Below are 18027 nucleotides of genomic sequence, written 5' to 3'. Positions count from 1 at the left end.
CCAAAATGAAGGTACGGCAGAATGGTTTCGATCCGCAACTCTTCAGGAGGAGTCATGGCTCGTACTGCGCCCCGTACCGAGGGGATGTCCTGGACCGACCCCGCCTGCCCCGTCGCACGCACACTCGATCTGGTCGGGGACCGATGGAGCCTGCTGATCATTCGCGACGCGATGGACGGTGCGCGAGCGTTCACCGACTTCCAGCACCGCACCGGAATCGCGCGGAACATCCTCACCGACCGCTTGCGACGCCTGATCGAACGAGGAATCCTCGAGCGGCAGACCGCCCCGACCGGACGGCGACAGAACTACGTCCTCACAGATGCGGGCCGAGACCTCTTCGCCGTCATCGTGGCTGCGCGTCAGTGGGGCGAACGACACGCCTTCGCACCAACGGAAACTCACTCCGTCCTCGTTGATGAAAGCGGACTCCCGCTCCCAGAACTCCGTCCTGTCGACGTGCACGGCAGGCCCGCGGACATCGACACAACCTCTGTGCGGCACGAGCGCTGACCACTGGGGGATCCTTGAGGATGTGGGCTCCTGAAGGCCGGCCGGTGGTGGGTGGTCCGCTTCTCCGGCGGGAGGGGCGGACCGCCGCCCGCCGCGGGAGGCACCCGTCCCGTCCCGGCCGAGACCCGCAGCCCCGACGACCTCCCCGCGAACCCCGCCTCAGCCCCGCGCCCGGAGCAGCATCAGGGCGATGTCGTCGAGGCGTTCCTCCGCACCGGCCACGTCGCGCACCAGGTGGTCGGCGAGCGCGTCCAGCGGCAGGTCGCCGGCGTCGGCCAGGCGGTGCCCCAGGTCGGCGAGGGCGTCCTCGAAGTCCGTGCCGGGGGACTCCACCAGGCCGTCCGTGTACAGGGCCAGCAGGGAGCCGGGCGCCAGGTCGATCTCCGTGCACGGATACGCGGCCGAGGGGTCGATGCCCAGCAGGGGCCCGCCGGCGACGTCCAGCACCTCCACCCGCCCGTCCGGACGGCGCAGCAGCGGCGGCGGATGTCCCGCGCGGGCCAGCGTCGCCCGACCGCGGGCCGGGTCGAGCCGCAGGTACAGACAGCTGGCGAACAGCTCGGTGCCCAGGTCGATCAGCAGCCGGTTGGTGCTGCTCACGACCTCCTCGGGCGCCTGGCCGACGGCCGTGTACGCGCGGACCGCGGTACGCACCTGCCCCATCAGCCCGGCCGCCGTCACGTTGTGCCCCTGGACGTCCCCGATCACCGCCACCGGCCCGCCCCCGGCCGGCACCAGGTCGTAGAAGTCGCCGCCGATGTCCATGCCCCGGGTGGCCGGCAGATAGCGGGCCGCGGCCTCGACACCGGGCAGGGCGGGCAGCGAGTGCGGCAGCAGGGCGTCCTGCAACCCGTGCGCGAGGCGGTACTTGGCGTCGTAGACCAGGGCGCGGTCCAGGGCCTGCGCGACCAGTCCGGCCAGGCTGGTCAGGATCGCCCGCTCCTCCGTGGTGAAGGAGTGCGGTCGCGTGTAGGCGAGGACGCAGGTGCCCACCGGCCGCCCGGAGGCGATCAGCGGCAGGAACGCCCAGGCCGCGAACCCGTCGTGGGTGCCCCGTCGCGCCGGGTACAGACGCTCCAGCTGCTCCCAGGACTCGAAGAACGCGGGCACCCCCGTCCGCAGGACCTGCGCGCCCGGGATCGCCTCGGTGAGCGGGGTCCCGTCGAAGCGTTCCGCGGCGTGCGGGTCCGGATAGCCGCGGTGCCCGAGGACGTGCAGCCGCCCGGCCCGTGAGCCGAGGACGACCAGGCCCTGGCTGCCCACGGTCGGCGCGATCTCGTCGGCGATCAACTGCACCACGTCGCGCACCCCCACCGCCTCGGACAGCGCGCCGGTGAGGCTGACCACCTGGGAGATCGTCACGAGCCGGCGCGGGGCGGCCCCCTCCGGCACCGCCCCGGCCGGTCCCGGCCGCGACACCGCCCGGGCCCGGCTGATGCGCACGCTGAGTCCGGTCCGGGTCGGATAGAGGCGGAACGAGAGCCAGTCGCCGGGCGGACGCAGCGCGACGAAGGAGGTGGTGTGCTGACTGAGCAGCGCGGCCCGGTACCGGTCCTCGTACACCGGGTCGTTGAGCCAGGGCACCGACGTCCACAGCTGGGTGCCGATCAGCTGCCCGACCGGTACGCCCACGAGTTCGGCGGCGGCCGGGTTGGCGAACCCCACCCGGCCGTGCAGGTCCAGGGAGCACAGCCCGTACGGCAGCCGCCCCACCATCCGCACGGCCTCCAGCGAACCCAGCGTGCCGGGCGCGCCGCCGACCACCGGGGCGGCCAGCAGATCGGGCTCCGGGTGCACGGGCACGCTCGCCGCGGCCGCCCGCTCCAGCCGCACCGCGAGCCGCTCGCAGGCCGCGGTCAGCTGCCGGTGCTCCCGCTCCGACAGCTCCGTGGAACGCGCACCGGGCCAGGTCAGGAACACCGCGCCGTACGCCGCGGTCCCGGTCGCGACGGGCAGCGCGACCATGGCGAACGGATAGGGCAGGACCACCGCGACCCGGGGGTAGCGCCGCGCCATCTCCTCCTCGTCGCCGACCCAGACCGTCCGCCGCTCACGCACCGCGTCCGCCACGGGCACCGGCGCGTGCAGCGTCACCCGTTCCCAGGGCGCCGCGAAGGCCCTCGGCAGGCCCGCCATCACCGCCATCTCCAGCACCGGAGGATCGGCGCCGAGCAGGTAGACCGCCCCGGAGTGCGCGTGGACGGCCTCCATCATCGAGGCCAGCGCCAGGGACAGCACCGGATGGCCGCCCGGCGCGCTCTCGGCGCCGGGCGCCGCGGCGGAGGGCTGATCGTCGGCCACGCCGGCCACCTCCTCGCACGCCCGTGCATGGCAACCCCCGGAGTCAAATCTCCTCCCCGCAGGCCCGCCGCGCACGGCGAGCACGGCCCCTGCGCGTCCCGGCGCGTGCGGCCGGCCCCGGCGCCCACCTCTCCCGCGTCCCGCCGGGCGCCCGGAAGGCCCTCCCGCGCCCCGATCCTCCGGTTCCCCGCGCACAGGGGCTGCGCCGATGTCCCATAAGCGCTGTAATGGCGGCGTGGTCGGTGAGGGCGCTGTGGGACGCGGATCGAGGAGGCTGCGTGCCGAGGGTGCCCTGAGGGCCATCGCCTCCGGCCCGGACACCGGAGAGCGGCTGCGCCGGGTCCTGGAACAGGCCCTGGTCTTCGCGGGCGCCTCCTTCGCCGCCCTCTACACGCCCGGCGGCAACCGCGAGCTGCTGTGCCTGGCCGAGTCGGCCGGCGTGCCCCGGACCCTGTACGGCGTACGTGACGGCTACCCCGCGGCCGGGGGCTCCCCGGTCGCCGACGCCCACCGCGGCGGCACGCCCGTGTGGCTCGGCCCCGAGGAGTTCGCCGGATCGGCCGAGTCGCGGCACGTGCCGTCGAGCGGCTTCTCCCTCGCCGCCCTCCCCGTGCGCGGGAACGACGGCGGCTGCCTGCTCGCCCTGACCGAACGCCCGGACGGTTTCGACGCCGAGGACCGCGCCTGCCTGGAACTGGTCGCCGGTGCCGTCCCCTGCCCCGCCCCGGCCGCGTCCCCCGAACGCGGGGAGCTGCGGCCCGGGGCCTTCACCCTCGCCATGGACACCGGCCGGGTCGAGGTCGGCGACGACATCCTGCGCCTGTTCGGCCTCGCGCCCAGCGCGTTCGACGGCAAGGTGGAGACGCTGCTCGCCCTGACCGTGCCCGAGGACCTGCCCTCGCTGATGTCGGTGACGGAGGCCGACCACCTGTCCATCGGCGAACGCGAGCTGGAGTTCCGGGTGCTCCAGCCCACCGGCCCACCGAAGTGGCTGAGGCTGAGCGGACGCCTGCTGCCCGGGGGAGAGGGCCGCCCGGCCCGCCTCGCCGGTACCGTCGTCGACGCCTCCACCCTGCGCCCCGACGTGACCGACGTGGCCCGGGTCCAGCGGCTGGCCGCCGCGCTGGCCACCGCGGGCACCGTCCGCGACGTCAGCCAGGCCGTGGTCGCCGCGCTGCGCAGGCCGCTGCGCGCCGACCGGATCGCGCTGGCCGAGCTGGAGAACGACCGGCTCGTGGTCACCGTCCTCGACCCGCCCGAGCCCGAGTCCTGGCCCGAGCTGTGGCGGCTGGAGTGGCGCACCGAGTGGCCCGACGCGCCGGTACGGGCCATGCCCACCCTCGCCGCCGCGCTGCGCGAGGGCCGCGCCCGGATCTGGCCCGCCGGCGCCGGCGAGCTGGAGCCCGCCCTCGCCGACGTCGGACCCGGGGGCCTGGCCGTACTGCCGCTGCCCGCCGGCGGCCGGATGGCCGGCGCCTGCCTGATCGGCTGGGACACCCCGCACGACTTCGGCCCCGACGAACGCGCCCTGCTCACCGCCTCCGCCGGCCTCGCCGGGCAGGCCCTGATGCGCGCCCACGCCTTCGACGCCGAACACGAACTGGTCGGCATGCTCCAGCGCCAGCTGCTGCCGCGCCGCCTGCCGAAGCTGCCCGGCGCGGTCGCCGTCGCCCGCTACCTGCCCAGCACGGCCGGACTGGAGCTGGGCGGCGACTGGTACGACGTGATCCCGCTGCCCGACCACCACGTCGCCCTCGTCATCGGCGACGTCCAGGGCCACAGCGCCGCCGCGGCCACCCTCATGGGCCAGATGCGCACCGCCCTGCGCGCCTACGCCGTCGAGGGCCACCCGCCGGACGTGGTGGTCTCCCACGCCAACCGGCTGCTCATGGACATGGAGTCCGACCTCTTCGCCACCTGCGTCTACGTCGACCTCGACATGGAGGGGGGCTCGGCCTGGTGCGTCCGGGCCGGACACCCCCCGCCGGTGCTGCGCCACTCCGACGGCACGACGGAGATCGCGGAGACGGAGGGCGGCCCGCCGCTGGGCGTGGTGACCCAGGCCGACTTCCCGATGAGCCCGCTGCGGGTGCGGCCCGGCACGCTGATCGCCCTCACCACGGACGGGCTCGTGGAGTCCGCCGACGCCGACATCGACGAGGGCATGGACCGTTTCGCGCAGGCCCTGGCCGGGTCCGATCCCGCCCACCTCGGTCTGGTCGCCGACGCCCTGCTCGGCAACGCCCGCCGCAGCGACGACGTCGCCCTGCTGCTGGTGCGCTACGACGGCATGGCGGTGCGCCCCCTGCGGGAGAGCTGGTCGGTGTGGCGGCTGCCCGAGGCGGTGCGGCACGCCCGCCGCTTCACCCGGCGCGTCCTGCGCTCCTGGGGCGTGCCGGACGACGACATCGACGGCGTCTCCCTCGTCGTCTCCGAACTCGTCACCAACGCCCTCGTGCACACCGACGGCCAGGTCCGTCTCGACCTGACCCTGATCAACGGCAGGCTGCGCGTCGCGGTCGCCGACGCCTCGCCCCGTACGCCCGTCAAACCGACCAGCATCGGCTGGGAGGCCACCGGGGGACGGGGCATCCTGCTCGTCGAGGCGATGTCGGCGACCTGGGGGACGCTGCCGGTCAGCGGGGGCAAGCAGGTGTGGAGCGAGATCCCCGTGCGCCGCGCTCCCGCCGAGGGGGAGCCCCGGGAGGCACCGGCGACCGGTGTTTCCCCGGGGCACGCCCGGGGACCCGCAGGGTGACGGTCCTCCCGGACGCAGACCGGACACAGAAGGAAGATGATGCACCCATGACCACCGAAACCGGCGACGAACCCGTCGTCCGCCGTCTGGAGACGGGGTGGTCGACGGCCCGGCGCCTCAGCGGCCGGGGCGCGGTACGCACCTGGATACCGGCCGTCGAGGACGACGGTGCGCCCCGCGCACCGAGGCCGGGACAGGAGTCGAACATCGTCAGGGGCGAGGACTGAATCCGCCCCGGGGGCGGCGGCATCCGCCCAGCGCACCGGCCAGGAGGCCGGCGCGGTGCGCGTTCGGGCCGTCCGCGGTCCACCGCCGGGCACGCCGCTGAGGTTCACCGGGCGGCGCGGGTGACGTCGGCGGGCGGCCTGCCGCGGATCAGCAGTGCGTCTTGGCCAGCAGTTCCAGGATCTCCTCCGTGGTACCGGTCTCGCCGAGGCGCGGGAAGATCCGCTCGACGCTGTTCCGGTGCGCTTCGGCGTCCATGTCGCTCATGGCGTCGGTGGCGAGGGTGACGTGGTAGCCGTGCTCGTGCGCGGCGCGGGCGGTCGACTCCACGCCGATGCTGGTGGCGATGCCGGTGAGCACGATCTGGGTGACCCCCCGGCGGCGCAGCCGGACGTCGAGCCCGGTGCCGTGGAAGGCGCCCCAGTTGCGCTTGGTGACGGTGAGGTCGCCGGGGTGACCGGCGAGTTCGTCGACGACGACGTCCCAGCCCTCGGGCCGGGGGCCGCCCGCACCACCGGCCTCCGTACGGCCGGGCACGGCGTCCGCCCCGTCGGCGGCGAAGGAGACCCGGACCAGGGCCACGGGCAGGTCCCGGGCGCGGAACGCCTCGGCCAGCCGGGCGCTGCGGGCGACGACCTCGGCACTGCCGTACGGGGCGGTGGGCGCGGCGACGATGCCGGCCTGGAGGTCGATCACGACGAGGGCGGTGCGGGGGTCGAGGGAGGTGACTGCCATGAGGTGGTGCCTTTCAGGTGGATCGAGAAGCGCCGGGATCCGGCCGGGTGAGCCGGTCCAGCAGGGCGAGCGCTCGCAGGACCGTGTCCCGTTCCTCCGCGGTGCACCGGTCCTGGAAGGCCCGGGCCAGCCACTCCTCGCGTACCTGCCGGTCGCCCTCCATGCGGGCGCGGCCGGCCTCGGTGAGGGTGACCAGCTGTCGGCGGCCGTCCTCGGGATCGGGGCTGCGGCGGATCAGACCGTGCCGGTCCAGGGCGCCCAGCGTGGCCGCCATCGACTGCGGGCGCACCCCCTCGGCGGACGCCAGCGCACTGGCGGTCGCCGCGCCGTGCTTGCCGACCAGGGTGAGCGCCGACACCTGGGGAGGCGTCAGGTCCTCGTCCCGGGCGACCTCCCGGATGCGGCGCCGCAGCCTGCTGAAGACCACGCGCAGCTCGTGCGCGGCACGGGCGGCGGTGTCGGAGACATCCTCCCCGGTGCCGGTGCCGGCGGCACCGGGCCCGGGACCGTCTCCAGCGGCATGCGCGTCCATGCCCCCACCCTAAAACCGGCAGGCAAGACTGTCCAGTTCGGACTGCGCAGTTCTGCCTGGTCATCGCCCGCGGAAGCCACCGGCGCCCGTCCGCCCGTAGGCTGGTGGCGTGCGCCTGCTGCTCATGTCCGACACCCACCTGCCGAAGCGGGCCAAGCAACTGCCCGCCGGGCTGCTGGCGGAGATCCCGCGCGCGGACGTCGTCGTGCACGCGGGGGACTGGGTCGACACCGACACCCTCGACCTGCTGGAGAGCCTCAGCAGGCGACTCGTCGGCGTGTACGGCAACAACGACGGCCCGGACCTGCGGTCCCGGCTGCCCGAGGTGGCCCGGGCCGAACTCGGGGGCCTGCGCCTCGGCGTCGTCCACGAGACCGGCGCCGCCCAGGGCCGCGAGGCACGCTGCGCCGCCCGCTTCCCGGACCTCGACGTCCTGGTCTTCGGGCACAGCCACATCCCCTGGGACACCACCGCCGGGACCGGTCTGCGCCTGCTCAACCCGGGGTCGCCGACCGACCGGCGACGGCAGCCGTACTGCACCTACATGACGGCCGGGGTCACCGGCGGCAGGCTCCAGGACGTCGAACTGCACCGACTGCCGAGACGGTAGGACCGCCGGCTACTCGTCCCAGGCCTGGATGGTGGTCTGCTCCACGATCTCGCCGTCCCGCAGCGACAGCATCGACTCCGCGAGCACCCGCACGCCGTCCGGGTACGTGCACTCCTCGGTGAAGGCGACCTGGTCGCCCTGGACGACGCACCGCGCCAGTCGATGCGTCATGTCGCGGGTGTACACGTCGTCGAGCATCTCGGCGATCTCGTCCCGGCCGCGCAGCACCTTCGGGCGGCTGGGCTGGTCGTACCGGTCGACGACGCGCACCTCGGCGTCCCTCGCGTAGAGCGACACCAGGGGGGCCGCCGTGTCTCCCTCGATGCCCCGGCGCAGGGCTTCGACGTCGAAACCGGAGTGTGCGTGGGTACCCATGACGTCCTCCTCCGCAGCGCGGCCCGCCCGCGGAGGGACGGACCACCGGGCCCCCTCCTCCTGGCCCCCTCCTACGAGCCTCCTCCGTCCGGGCGCCCGCGGCAACGCGGCCGGGCCACTGGTCCTGACGGGTGAGCGGGACCAGTCGCCCGTGTCCGCCACCGGCCCGCCGGCGTTGCACCGGGCATGATCTCAACACGACGTATCGTCGCCGCTGTCGGGCTCGCCGCCGGTGTGACCGGCCTCGCCGCGCCCATGGCGAGCGCGGCCGACGGGGGCGCGCCGGGCGCCGACAAGCTCAGCGTGCTGAAGACGCTGGACTCGCTCGCGGTGAGCGACGTGCCCGCCGAGGACCGGGCCGAGCTGCCGCGGCCCTCCCAGCAGCTGCACCGGCTCCAGGACCTCAACCAGCTCCAGCAGGTCACCGGCCTGGTCTCCCCGGTCTTCGGCGTCGTCCCCGCCCTGGGCTGACGACCGGACCGCACCCGCCGTCGAGGGCCGCCCGGCAACGGGCGGCCCTCACACGTGTGCGACGGCGGGCGCGCCCGCCGGCCCCGCGGCGCCGACGTCGTACGCCGTCGTGGCACCCCTCGCCGACCGGTTGCGCGTAGGGTCGGACGGAACGTGGAACGGCCGAGGAAGGGTTCACAGACCATGGCGCAGGAAGTACGCGGCGTGATCGCACCGGGCAAGGACGAACCGGTGCGGATCGAGACGATCGTCGTGCCCGACCCCGGCCCGGGCGAGGCCGTGGTCAGTGTTCAGGCCTGCGGGGTGTGCCACACCGACCTGCACTACAAACAGGGCGGCATCAGCGACGAGTTCCCCTTCCTGCTCGGACACGAGGCGGCGGGCGTCGTGGAGTCGGTCGGCGCGGGCGTCACCGACGTGGCGCCCGGCGACTTCGTCATCCTCAACTGGCGTGCCGTGTGCGGGAAGTGCCGGGCCTGTCTGCGCGGGCGGCCCTGGTACTGCTTCGACACCCACAACGCCGAGCAGAGGATGACCCTCGCCTCGACCGGCCAGGAACTCTCCCCGGCCCTCGGCATCGGCGCCTTCGCCGAGAAGACGCTGGTCGCCGCCGGGCAGTGCACCAAGGTCGACCCAGGCGTCCCGGCACAGGTGGCCGGCCTGCTGGGCTGCGGGGTGATGGCCGGCATCGGCGCCGCCATCAACACCGGGAACGTCGGCCGTGGCGACACGGTCGCCGTCATCGGCTGCGGCGGCGTCGGCGACGCGGCGATCGCCGGTTCCCACCTGGCCGGGGCCGCGAAGGTCATCGCCGTGGACATCGACGACCGCAAGCTGGAGACCGCCCGGGGCATGGGCGCCACCCACACCGTCAACTCGCGCGAGACCGACCCCGTCGAGGCGATCCGCGAACTGACCGGCGGCTTCGGCGCCGACGTCGTCATCGAGGCGGTCGGCCGCCCGGAGACCTACCGGCAGGCCTTCTACGCCCGCGACCTGGCCGGCACCGTCGTCCTGGTCGGCGTACCGACCCCCGAGATGAAGCTGGAACTGCCCCTGCTCGACGTCTTCGGGCGCGGCGGGGCGCTGAAGTCGTCCTGGTACGGGGACTGCCTGCCCTCCCGGGACTTCCCGATGCTCGTCGACCTCCATCTCCAGGGCCGCCTGGACCTGGACAAGTTCGTCACCGAGACCATCCGGCTCGACGAGGTGGAGCAGGCCTTCGAGCGGATGCACGCCGGTGACGTGCTGCGTTCGGTGGTGGTGCTGTGATGGCCGCCCGCATCGAACGCCTCGTCATCTCCGGGCAGTTCAGCCTCGACGGCGGCACCTGGGACGTCGACAACAACGTCTGGCTCGTCGGCGACGACCACGAGGTGATCGTCATCGACGCCGCCCACGACGCCGACGCCATCGCGGAGGCCGTCGGGGACCGGCGGCTCACCGCCATCGTGTGCACCCACGCCCACAACGACCATGTCAACGCCGCGCCCGCCCTGGCCGAGCGCACCGGCGCCACCATCTGGCTGCACCGGGACGACCTGCCGCTGTGGCGGCAGACCCACCCCGACCGGGACCCCGACGCCTGGCTCTCCGACGAGCAGGTCATCGAGGCCGCCGGTGCCGACCTCACCGTCCTGCACACCCCCGGGCACGCCCCCGGCGCGGTCTGCCTGTACGACCCGGGGCTGGGCGCCGTGTTCACCGGCGACACCCTCTTCCAGGGCGGCCCCGGCGCCACCGGACGCTCGTACTCCCACTTCCCGACCATCATCGACTCGATCCGCGACCGGCTGCTCGTGCTCCCGCCCGCGACCAAGGTCCTCACCGGCCACGGCGACCCGACCAGCGTGGGCGCCGAGGCACCGCACCTGGAGGAGTGGATCGCCCGCGGGCACTGATCCGCCCAGCGGGGACGGGGGAGCCCGGCGAGCGGTCCGCGGTAAGTACGGGACACGCGTAAAAGGTGACAGAAGTTGTCCGGCTTTCACGGCACTCTCGATCACGAGACCGCTCGCGCGGACACGTGAACGAGGAGAAACGGGAGGCCGGACATGTCACGGTCACTGGAAGGCAAGGTCGCACTCGTCGCCGGGGCGACCCGGGGCGCCGGACGCGGTATCGCCGTCGAACTGGGCGCGGCCGGGGCCACCGTCTACGTCACCGGGCGCAGCACCCGCGCCCGGCGCTCGGAGTACGACCGCCCCGAGACCATCGAGGACACCGCCGACCTGGTCACCGAGGCCGGCGGCCACGGCATCGCCGTACCCACCGACCACCTCGACCCGGCGCAGGTCGCCGTGCTCGTCGACCGCGTCGCCCGCGAGCAGAACCGCCTCGACGTCCTGGTCAACGACATCTGGGGCGGCGAGAACCTCTTCGCGTGGGACAGCCCCGTCTGGGAGCACGATCTCGACAACGGGCTCAGGCTCCTGCGGCTGGCGGTCGAGACCCACGCCATCACCAGCCACCACGCGCTGCCGCTGCTGCTGCGCCACCCCGGCGGCCTGGTGGTCGAGGTCACCGACGGCACCGAGGACTACAACCGCGACCACTACCGCGTCTCCTTCTTCTACGACCTCGCCAAGACGTCCGTCCTGCGCATGGCCTTCGCCCTCGGCCAGGAACTGGGGCCGCGCGGTGCCACGGCCGTCGCGCTGACGCCGGGCTGGCTGCGCTCGGAGATCATGCTCGATCACTTCGGCGTGCGCGAGGAGAACTGGCGCGACGCCCTCGACCGCGTCCCGCACTTCGCCATCTCCGAGACGCCCCGCTACGTCGGCCGCGCCGTCACGGCTCTCGCCGCCGACCCGGACGTGGCGCGCTTCAACGGCCGGTCCCTCTCCAGCGGGGGCCTCGCCCAGGAGTACGGGTTCACCGACCTGGACGGCAGCCGCCCGGACGCCTGGCGCTATCTCGTCGAGGTCCAGGACGCCGACAAGCCGGCCGACGTCACGGGTTACCGCTGACCGGCGGCAGCGGCCACCGGGCGGGGTGCCCCGGTGGCAGCGCCAGATCCTGGCGCACGGCCGTGTAGTAGCCCTCGCGTCCGGCACGCTGCCGCTCCAGCAGCGTCTGCCACGCGTCCGGGTCGTGCGTCTCCTCGCGCAGGAAGCGCTCCATCTCCATCACCGTCACGACCCAGACCCGTGCCTTCTCCACCACCTCCGCACTGCCCAGCAGGAGCAGCGCCTCGCCGGCGGGGTCCCGGGCGAACGTGGCCTCGGCCTGCGCCGACGCGGCCTCCTGGGGGGACAGGGGGTGCGGGTGGGGGTCGTTTCCGAGGTGGGCCGCGATCCGGTACGTCAGCGTGACGGACTTCTTCAGTGTCCGGGCGTAGTCGGCGTAGACGGCGAGCCGCCGCTCCTCCCAGCGTGCCGCGGTCTCCCGGCGGAACCGGGCCCCGTCGCTGCGGACCACGGCGAGGTACGAACCGAGCGCGCCGATGACGACGCCGATGAGAGCCGGGAGTTGCTGGAGGAACGCGGACATGGACGCACCGTACTGCCCGCCCGACCGGCGCGGCAGTACGGTCGGGCGCATGACGGAGACAGGGCGTTTCGCGGACCACGGGGTACTCGTCACGGGCGCGGCCCGTGGGATCGGCGCGGCCACCGCGCGTCGGCTCGCCGCCGAGGGGGCACGGGTGCTGCTGACCGACGTCGACCCGGACGCGGCGCGGCGGACGGCGGGGGAGCTGGCGGAACAGGGGTTCACCGCGGAGGCGTTCGCCTGTGACGTGGGTGACCGGGCGTCCGTCGAGGCGGCCGTGGCCCACGCCGTGGCCACCTTCGGCACCCTGGACGTGCTGGTCAACAACGCCTACGCGTGCTCGCCCGACGCCCCGCTCTTCGAGGACGGACCGGACGAGGTCTGGGCCCGCGACCTCGACATCACCCTCACCGGTGCCTACCGCTGCTGCCGGGCGGCGCTCCCGCACCTGGCGGCCTCGGGGCGCGGCGCGATCGTGAGTATCGGCTCGGTCAACGGCGTCCAGGACTTCGGCAACCACGCCTACAGCGCGGCCAAGGCCGGTCTCGCCTCGCTGACCCGCACCCTCGCCGGCCACGCCGCACCGCGCGGCGTCCGCGTCAACCTCGTGACGCCGGGCACCGTGCGCACCACGGCCTGGGAGGGGCGGGACGAGGATCTGGCGGCGCTCCGTCGGCTGTACCCGCTGGGCCGGGTCGGCGAACCCGAGGACATCGCCGCGGCCGTCGCCTTCCTCGCCTCGCGCGACGCGGCCTGGGTCACCGGCACCACGCTGGTCGTCGACGGCGGTCTGACCGCCGTCAACACCGGTTTCCGGCAGGCGGTCCGGGAGTGGGGCGACGCCGACTGAGCGAGCCCGCCGGGCCCGGCGGGCGGTCGTCTTTGTCACCGTTTCGTCGCGACGTGGCCGTGGCGGGCAACCGAAGTCGCCGGACGGCGGTCTAGCAGTCGGGAATCGCACCACGGGCGACCTTCCGCCCACTTCCGACGCTTCGACGCGAAAGGCTGACCGCCATGGGGGACATACGCAGACGGGGTGCCGTCGCACTCGGGGTCACCGCGCTGGTGGCGCCGCTCACACTCGTCCTGGGCGCCACGCCGGCCCAGGCGGCGAGCTGCACCACGCAGACCGGCCCGTACCAGAAGAAGGTGGAGAAGTTCCTCGGCCGTCCGGTCGACGGCAAGCAGTCCTCCGCCGACTGCAAGGCGATCCGCGCCTTCCAGACCAAGCACGGCATCACGCCGAACATCGGCTACGCGGGCCCCGTCACCTGGGGCGTGATGGACCTGATGCAGAAGCAGAAGGCGGTCGGCAAGACCCCCAACAAGTCGGGCAAGTGCCCGGTGAACAAGGGCCGCATCGCCTGCGTGGACCTCACCCTCCAGCTGAGCTGGATCCAGGACGGCAAGAAGCTCGTGTACGGACCGGTGCCGGTCCGCACCGGGCGCAACGGCCACGAGACCCGCACCGGGCTCAAGAAGGTCTACTGGCGCAACATCGACCACCACTCGACCATCTACGACGTGCCGATGCCCTACAGCCAGTTCTTCGACGGGGGCCAGGCCTTCCACTCGGCCGGCGTCAGCATGTGGAACCCGCCGGGCTCCCACGGCTGCGTCAACATGACGAAGACCGACGCCAAGAAGTACTGGTCCCTGCTGAAGAAGGGCGACGACGTCTTCGTGTACGGCCGCAAGCCGGGCACCTGACGGACGGGGCGCCCGGCCCGCGCCGCCGTGTCGCGGCCGGACCCCGGGCGCCCTGGTGACGCAGATCACCGACTGCCCGCGCGGGCGGCACTCGTGCCGGGGGCGGCGCGGATGTGAAGGAGCGGGCCGTGTGCGGTGGGACACAGTCTCCGGTAACGAACTGGTCGACAGGTCTTGACAGATGGGGTGATCGACGTGATCAGCAACACGGTCCCTTATGTCCGTTTGGGCCGCGATTACTCACATCGTCTTCACGCGCGGCGCCGTATGCTTCACAGCATGTCCACCACTGTTGAACCTTCCTCCGAGCGATCGGCTGCCGAGGTCAACGAGGAGATCCGGGCCCTGTGGCTCCGGTCGGGCGGGACACTGAGCGTCGAGCAGCGCGCGGAGTACCAGCGGCTCGTCCTGGAGTGGGCCGCCGCGGCCCCGGACCCGGTGCGGGCCGCCTGACCGGCGTCCGACACTCCTCGGCGCATCGGATCACCGGCCCGGGACGCCCCTCCACGGGACGGGTGCCCTCCTCATGACCACGGACGACGCCCGCCTCGCGTACCTGTCGCGGGGCGCCCGGGCCGCTGGGCCGCCCTGCGGTCACGGTCGCCCGGCGGCTCACCCCCACGTCGCCGAGTAGTGCCGCCGGTAGGACTTGCGGTCCTGTTCCGCGCGGATCCACCGGGTGGCCACCAGGGCGACCACGCTGCCCGCCACGACGAGCAGCCCGGGACCGACGTTCTGGCGGTCGGTGAGCCGGGAGAGCAGGGTCGAGCCGTCGACGCCCGTCACGGGCGCCGCTACTCCCGGTGCCGCGGCGCCCGGAGCGCCCCCGCCGCCACCGGTGGCGGCCGGTGACGAGGGCGCGGCCCCCGGAGCCGCCCCCTCCCGCGGCGAGACGAGCAGCCGGACGCCGAGCGACGCCATGGCGTCCGGCAGCGGCTGGAAGAAGGTCGTTCCGCCGTTGTCGCAGTCGCCGCTGCCGCCCGACGTCACCCCGAGCGCGAGGCCCTCGGAGAACATCGGCCCCCCGCTGTCCCCGGGTTCGGCGCACACGTCGGTCTGGATGAGGCCGGTCACCGTGCCCTCCGGGTAGTTGACCGTCGCGTCGAGCGCGGTCACCCGGCCGTCGCGCAGCCCGCTGGTGCTGCCGCTGCGGAAGACGCGCTGCCCCACGGCCGGTTCGCCCAGGCCCGTGATCCGCACGCCCTTCCCGCCCCCGACCGTCACCACGTCGGCGCCGTCGCCCGCCTTGCCGTTCGCGTACTCCACCAGGGAGAAGTCGTCCCCGGGGAAGCTCCCGGCGACCGTCCTGCCGACCTGCCGGCCGCCGCCGCCGTCACCGAACCAGACGGACCCCGTCGGCCCGCAGTGACCGGCGGTCAGGATGAACTCGCTCCGCCCGTCGGTCACGTTGAAGCCCGCCGAGCAGCGCCCCGCCGTGGAACGGATGGGCTCGGCGCCGTTCAGACGCGTGGTGAACTGCCCCTCGGAGCGCTCCATGCGGACGAAGTCCCCGATGCCCTCCGCCACGCCCGTCAGACGCGACCAGTCGGCGGCGGAGACCGTGCTGTCACCCCGTACCACCACCTCGTTCGCCCGGTAGTCGAACGCCCAGGCCGTCCCGGGCACCCGCGGGGCCGCACGCAGCGTGGCGGCCGCCGACCTCAGCTCGGACATGCTGTGCGGCACGACCTTCGGCTCGACGCCGGCCCGCCGCACCTCCTCGGCCGTGCTCCCGTCGGTGACCGCGACGACGGGCCGCCCCTCGGCGTCGAGCCAGTGGCCCGCCGTCCGGGAGGCGCCCAGCCGTGACACGAGCCCGGCGCCGGTGCCGGACGCGGCCCGTACCGTCGTCTGCGGCACGGTGGACGGGCCGGGCGGTTCGCTCGCGACGGCCCGGGTGACCATCGTCCCCCCGAGCAGGAGTCCTCCGACGGCCGCCAGCCGTGCCACTCGCCGGACGATGCGACGTCGTGCGTGCCTCATGCATGCGCTCCCGAACCCGACCACGCGGCGTCGCCGCCGCGGGGGCCTCCGGACGTCGGGCGCCCTCCTCCCATACGCGGCCGGGCGCGCCGGTGTTCACCGGCCCGGCGCTCTCGTCCGGCCGGGGGCGCGTCATCCCCCGCGGCCCCCTATCTTGAGCCCCATGACCAGCATCCCGCAGCCTCCGCCCGCTGGACCGAACCCCCTGCGCGCGCTCACCCTCGACCAGCTGCGCCGCCGTACGAGCATGAAGTGGCGCACCTACCCCCCGGACGTGCTGCCGCTGTGGGTGGCCGAGATGGACGTGCCGCTCGCCGGCCCCGTCGTGCACGCCGTCACCGAGGCCCTGCGGCTCGGTGACACCGGCTACCCCGCCGGCACCGCCTACGCCGAGGCCCTGGCCGCCTTCGCGGGCGAGCGCTGGGGCTGGGACGGCCTCGCGGTGGAACGCACCGCGATCGTGCCGGACGTGATGCTGGGCGTCGTCGAGATGCTCCGGCTGGTCACCGGGTCCGGCGATCCGGTGATCGTGAACCCGCCGGTGTACCCGCCGTTCTACCAGTTCGTGGAGCACATGGACCGGCGGATCGTCGAAGCACCGCTCGGCGCGGACCTGCGGATCGACCTCGACGTGCTGGAGGAGGCGTACCGGCGGGCCGCGGCCGACGGCGGGAGCGCCGCCCACCTGCTGTGCAGCCCGCACAACCCGACCGGCACCGTGCACACCGCCGAGGAGCTGGCCGCCGTCGCCGCCCTCGCCGAGCGGTACGGCGTGCGGGTCGTCGCCGACGAGATCCACGCGCCGGTCGTCACCGCGAGCGCGCGCTTCGTGCCGTACCTGAGCGTGCCCGGCGCCGAGCGGGGCCTCGCGCTGATGTCGGCGTCCAAGGGCTGGAACCTGGCCGGGCTCAAGGCGGCGCTCGCCCTGGCCGGGCCCGGCGCCGCCGCCGATCTGGCCCGGATGCCGGAGGAGGTCGGTCACGGACCGAGCCATGTCGGCGTCCTCGCCCACACCGCGGCCCTGCGCGACGGCGCCGACTGGCTGGACGCGGTGCTGGCCGGGCTGGACGAGAACCGGCGGCTGCTCACGGGCCTGCTGGCCGAGCACCTGCCCGGCGTGGTCCACCGCGCCGGTGAGGCGACCTTCCTCGCCTGGCTCGACTGCCGCGCACTCGGCCTCGGCGACGACCCGGCGGAGGTCTTCCTCCGCCGCGGCCGGGTGGCCCTCAGCTCCGGCATCCCCTTCGGGACCGGCGGTGCGGGGCACGTGCGCCTGAACCTCGCGGCCTCGCCGGAGGTGCTCACGGAGGCGGTACGGAGGATGGCGGCCGCCCTGGACTGAGCCGAGTGGCCACGGACCGCCCCCGTACCGGGGGTTGGCGCCTAGACTGCGGGATCATGGACGACGCCTCACTGGACCGGCTCGGCGCCGGCAAGTACCTGCTGGTCACCACCTACCGGAAGAACGGCACCCCGGTCGCCACCCCGGTGTGGGTCGTACGCGACGGGGACGCGCTGGGCGTGTGGACGGCGGCCGACTCCTGGAAGGTCAAGCGGGTCCGCAACCGCGCGGACGTCCTGATCGGACCGTGCGACGTGCGCGGCAGGGCCACCGGCGAACAGGTGCCGGGGACGGCGGAGATCTGCGACCCGGCCGCCACCGGCCGCTACCGCCGGCTGATCGCCCGCAAGTACGGCGTCGTCGGCCGGCTCACCCTGCTCGGCAGCCGGCTGCGCCGGGGCCTCGACGGCACCGTCGGCATCCGGATCGTCCCGACGCCCTGACCGGTCCTCAGGTCCAGGCGCGGTAGGGCTCGTCGACCAGCTGGAAGACCGGTTCGCCCCGCACCGGGTCCTTGGCCGTGGACAACCGCACCCGGTCGCCGCTGTGGATGCCGATGAGCGGGCCCATGACGCGGCCGCGCAGCACGAAGCCCTCGGCCATCTCGATCAGGGAGACGTTGCGCGCGGCCGGGGTGTTGCGGTGCACGACCGTGGCGTGCCGCACCGTCCCCGCGCCCTCGCTCCGCTCCGTCCGCAGTTCGCTGCCGCGGCAGACCGGGCACAGCACCCGGTGGTACATGGTCGTGCCGCACCAGGTGCAGCGCTGGAAGACGATGGCCTCGGTGCCCGGCGCCTCGGGGTCGAGCAGGCCCGTCGCGGAGCCGGCTGCCTGCTGGGCGACGTTTCCTGAGTGGTGGTACACGCTGCAACTCCCTGCACTCGGGCCGGAATCCCGCGTGCGCGGTCGACCGGGCACGCGTGTGCGCGGTCGCTGTGCCACCGTGCACGCCCACAGGGTATGGCACTCAGTGCCAGTCG

20 protein-coding genes are annotated in these 18027 nt (G+C 74.1%); 13 read left to right on the top strand and 7 right to left on the bottom strand.

Annotated features, from left to right (window positions below):
* Positions 1-54: 54 nt before the first annotated feature.
* On the top strand, positions 55-513 hold the full coding sequence (locus ACGF5T_RS11095) for a helix-turn-helix domain-containing protein (RefSeq protein ID WP_366767147.1): 459 nt from the start codon (positions 55-57) through the stop codon (positions 511-513).
* Between the two features lie 159 nt (positions 514-672).
* On the opposite strand, the gene ACGF5T_RS11090 is transcribed toward ACGF5T_RS11095, so the two are convergent.
* Positions 673-2823, bottom strand: coding sequence for a SpoIIE family protein phosphatase (locus ACGF5T_RS11090; protein ID WP_392887559.1), 2151 nt, complete (start codon positions 2821-2823; stop codon positions 673-675).
* Positions 2824-3022: 199 nt separating this feature from the next.
* Between ACGF5T_RS11090 and ACGF5T_RS11085 the strand changes: the two genes are divergently transcribed.
* Together ACGF5T_RS11085 and ACGF5T_RS11080 are read left to right on the top strand one after the other, a co-directional pair.
* Entirely contained in the window at positions 3023-5572 is a 2550-nt protein-coding gene (locus tag ACGF5T_RS11085; RefSeq protein ID WP_366767145.1) for a SpoIIE family protein phosphatase, read from the top strand.
* Between the two features lie 47 nt (positions 5573-5619).
* Complete coding sequence (locus ACGF5T_RS11080) at positions 5620-5799, top strand: hypothetical protein (RefSeq protein ID WP_366767144.1); 180 nt, start codon at positions 5620-5622, stop codon at positions 5797-5799.
* A gap of 148 nt (positions 5800-5947) precedes the next feature.
* Here the strand turns inward: ACGF5T_RS11080 and ACGF5T_RS11075 are convergent, their stop codons facing one another.
* Both ACGF5T_RS11075 and ACGF5T_RS11070 read right to left on the bottom strand, forming a co-directional pair.
* Positions 5948-6532, bottom strand: coding sequence for a hydrolase (locus ACGF5T_RS11075; protein WP_366767143.1), 585 nt, complete (start codon positions 6530-6532; stop codon positions 5948-5950).
* A gap of 13 nt (positions 6533-6545) precedes the next feature.
* The gene (locus ACGF5T_RS11070; RefSeq protein ID WP_366767142.1) at positions 6546-7064 is read right to left on the bottom strand and encodes a MarR family transcriptional regulator; all 519 of its coding nucleotides are present in this window, start codon (positions 7062-7064) and stop codon (positions 6546-6548) included.
* A 109-nt stretch (positions 7065-7173) separates the two neighbouring features.
* On the opposite strand from ACGF5T_RS11070, the gene ACGF5T_RS11065 reads away from it, so the two are divergent.
* Positions 7174-7674, top strand: a complete 501-nt coding sequence (locus ACGF5T_RS11065; protein WP_366767141.1) for a metallophosphoesterase — start codon at positions 7174-7176, stop codon at positions 7672-7674.
* Positions 7675-7683: 9 nt separating this feature from the next.
* Here ACGF5T_RS11065 and ACGF5T_RS11060 read toward each other — a convergent pair whose 3' ends face one another.
* A complete protein-coding gene (locus ACGF5T_RS11060) occupies positions 7684-8049 on the bottom strand; it encodes a nuclear transport factor 2 family protein (protein ID WP_356604977.1) in 366 nt (121 codons plus the stop codon).
* A 186-nt stretch (positions 8050-8235) separates the two neighbouring features.
* On the opposite strand from ACGF5T_RS11060, the gene ACGF5T_RS11055 reads away from it, so the two are divergent.
* From ACGF5T_RS11055 to ACGF5T_RS11040, 4 genes are all read left to right on the top strand, one after another.
* A complete protein-coding gene (locus ACGF5T_RS11055; protein ID WP_356604975.1) occupies positions 8236-8520 on the top strand; it encodes a hypothetical protein in 285 nt (94 codons plus the stop codon).
* Between the two features lie 183 nt (positions 8521-8703).
* Complete coding sequence (locus ACGF5T_RS11050) at positions 8704-9792, top strand: S-(hydroxymethyl)mycothiol dehydrogenase (RefSeq protein WP_356604973.1); 1089 nt, start codon at positions 8704-8706, stop codon at positions 9790-9792.
* On the top strand, positions 9792-10421 hold the full coding sequence (locus ACGF5T_RS11045; RefSeq protein ID WP_366767140.1) for an MBL fold metallo-hydrolase: 630 nt from the start codon (positions 9792-9794) through the stop codon (positions 10419-10421). The genes ACGF5T_RS11050 and ACGF5T_RS11045 overlap by 1 nt, the downstream gene beginning before the upstream one ends.
* A 153-nt stretch (positions 10422-10574) precedes the next feature.
* Positions 10575-11489, top strand: a complete 915-nt coding sequence (locus ACGF5T_RS11040) for an SDR family oxidoreductase (RefSeq protein WP_361014999.1) — start codon at positions 10575-10577, stop codon at positions 11487-11489.
* Here ACGF5T_RS11040 and ACGF5T_RS11035 read toward each other — a convergent pair.
* Entirely contained in the window at positions 11473-12012 is a 540-nt protein-coding gene (locus tag ACGF5T_RS11035; RefSeq protein ID WP_356604967.1) for a hypothetical protein, read from the bottom strand. The two genes, ACGF5T_RS11040 and ACGF5T_RS11035, sit on opposite strands and share 17 nt — an antisense overlap.
* Before the next feature lie 49 nt (positions 12013-12061).
* Here ACGF5T_RS11035 and ACGF5T_RS11030 point away from each other — a divergent pair, with 49 nt between their 5' ends.
* The 3 genes from ACGF5T_RS11030 (at position 12062) to ACGF5T_RS11020 (ending at position 14175) form a co-directional block, all read left to right on the top strand.
* Positions 12062-12862 (top strand): SDR family NAD(P)-dependent oxidoreductase, encoded by an 801-nt coding sequence (locus ACGF5T_RS11030; RefSeq protein WP_366767139.1) that lies wholly within the window; start codon positions 12062-12064, stop codon positions 12860-12862.
* Between the two features lie 164 nt (positions 12863-13026).
* The gene (locus tag ACGF5T_RS11025) at positions 13027-13722 is read left to right on the top strand and encodes a L,D-transpeptidase family protein (protein WP_356604963.1); all 696 of its coding nucleotides are present in this window, start codon (positions 13027-13029) and stop codon (positions 13720-13722) included.
* A 267-nt stretch (positions 13723-13989) separates the two neighbouring features.
* Positions 13990-14175 (top strand): hypothetical protein, encoded by a 186-nt coding sequence (locus tag ACGF5T_RS11020; RefSeq protein ID WP_053140922.1) that lies wholly within the window; start codon positions 13990-13992, stop codon positions 14173-14175.
* 159 nt (positions 14176-14334) lie between these two features.
* Here ACGF5T_RS11020 and ACGF5T_RS11015 read toward each other — a convergent pair whose 3' ends face one another.
* Positions 14335-15705: a S1 family peptidase gene (locus ACGF5T_RS11015; RefSeq protein ID WP_361014992.1), complete on the bottom strand. Its 1371-nt coding sequence runs from the start codon at positions 15703-15705 to the stop codon at positions 14335-14337.
* A 163-nt stretch (positions 15706-15868) separates the two neighbouring features.
* On the opposite strand from ACGF5T_RS11015, the gene ACGF5T_RS11010 reads away from it, so the two are divergent.
* Together ACGF5T_RS11010 and ACGF5T_RS11005 are read left to right on the top strand one after the other, a co-directional pair.
* Positions 15869-17047: an aminotransferase class I/II-fold pyridoxal phosphate-dependent enzyme gene (locus tag ACGF5T_RS11010; protein ID WP_366767138.1), complete on the top strand. Its 1179-nt coding sequence runs from the start codon at positions 15869-15871 to the stop codon at positions 17045-17047.
* Positions 17048-17103: 56 nt separating this feature from the next.
* A complete protein-coding gene (locus ACGF5T_RS11005) occupies positions 17104-17490 on the top strand; it encodes a PPOX class F420-dependent oxidoreductase (RefSeq protein ID WP_361014988.1) in 387 nt (128 codons plus the stop codon).
* 7 nt (positions 17491-17497) lie between these two features.
* Here the strand turns inward: ACGF5T_RS11005 and ACGF5T_RS11000 are convergent, their stop codons facing one another.
* Positions 17498-17911: a zinc ribbon domain-containing protein gene (locus ACGF5T_RS11000; protein ID WP_366767137.1), complete on the bottom strand. Its 414-nt coding sequence runs from the start codon at positions 17909-17911 to the stop codon at positions 17498-17500.
* Positions 17912-18027 lie beyond the last annotated feature (116 nt).

Source organism: Streptomyces sp. NPDC047853 (assembly GCF_043204535.1).
In the GTDB taxonomy this organism is placed as follows: domain Bacteria; phylum Actinomycetota; class Actinomycetes; order Streptomycetales; family Streptomycetaceae; genus Streptomyces.
This window is presented reverse-complemented; position numbering and strand designations above follow the sequence as displayed.

What these genes read in the sequence shown, in the direction of transcription:
- ACGF5T_RS11095 (WP_366767147.1), top strand. Translation starts at nt 55, where the DNA reads ATGGCTCGTACTGCGCCCCGTACCGAGGGGATGTCCTGGACCGACCCC.
- ACGF5T_RS11085 (WP_366767145.1), top strand. Translation starts at nt 3,023, where the DNA reads ATGTCCCATAAGCGCTGTAATGGCGGCGTGGTCGGTGAGGGCGCTGTG.
- ACGF5T_RS11080 (WP_366767144.1), top strand. Translation starts at nt 5,620, where the DNA reads ATGACCACCGAAACCGGCGACGAACCCGTCGTCCGCCGTCTGGAGACG.
- ACGF5T_RS11075 (WP_366767143.1), bottom strand. Translation starts at nt 6,532, where the DNA reads ATGGCAGTCACCTCCCTCGACCCCCGCACCGCCCTCGTCGTGATCGAC.
- ACGF5T_RS11070 (WP_366767142.1), bottom strand. Translation starts at nt 7,064, where the DNA reads ATGGACGCGCATGCCGCTGGAGACGGTCCCGGGCCCGGTGCCGCCGGC.
- ACGF5T_RS11060 (WP_356604977.1), bottom strand. Translation starts at nt 8,049, where the DNA reads ATGGGTACCCACGCACACTCCGGTTTCGACGTCGAAGCCCTGCGCCGG.
- ACGF5T_RS11055 (WP_356604975.1), top strand. Translation starts at nt 8,236, where the DNA reads ATGATCTCAACACGACGTATCGTCGCCGCTGTCGGGCTCGCCGCCGGT.
- ACGF5T_RS11050 (WP_356604973.1), top strand. Translation starts at nt 8,704, where the DNA reads ATGGCGCAGGAAGTACGCGGCGTGATCGCACCGGGCAAGGACGAACCG.
- ACGF5T_RS11045 (WP_366767140.1), top strand. Translation starts at nt 9,792, where the DNA reads ATGGCCGCCCGCATCGAACGCCTCGTCATCTCCGGGCAGTTCAGCCTC.
- ACGF5T_RS11040 (WP_361014999.1), top strand. Translation starts at nt 10,575, where the DNA reads ATGTCACGGTCACTGGAAGGCAAGGTCGCACTCGTCGCCGGGGCGACC.
- ACGF5T_RS11035 (WP_356604967.1), bottom strand. Translation starts at nt 12,012, where the DNA reads ATGTCCGCGTTCCTCCAGCAACTCCCGGCTCTCATCGGCGTCGTCATC.
- ACGF5T_RS11030 (WP_366767139.1), top strand. Translation starts at nt 12,062, where the DNA reads ATGACGGAGACAGGGCGTTTCGCGGACCACGGGGTACTCGTCACGGGC.
- ACGF5T_RS11025 (WP_356604963.1), top strand. Translation starts at nt 13,027, where the DNA reads ATGGGGGACATACGCAGACGGGGTGCCGTCGCACTCGGGGTCACCGCG.
- ACGF5T_RS11020 (WP_053140922.1), top strand. Translation starts at nt 13,990, where the DNA reads ATGCTTCACAGCATGTCCACCACTGTTGAACCTTCCTCCGAGCGATCG.
- ACGF5T_RS11015 (WP_361014992.1), bottom strand. Translation starts at nt 15,705, where the DNA reads ATGAGGCACGCACGACGTCGCATCGTCCGGCGAGTGGCACGGCTGGCG.
- ACGF5T_RS11010 (WP_366767138.1), top strand. Translation starts at nt 15,869, where the DNA reads ATGACCAGCATCCCGCAGCCTCCGCCCGCTGGACCGAACCCCCTGCGC.
- ACGF5T_RS11005 (WP_361014988.1), top strand. Translation starts at nt 17,104, where the DNA reads ATGGACGACGCCTCACTGGACCGGCTCGGCGCCGGCAAGTACCTGCTG.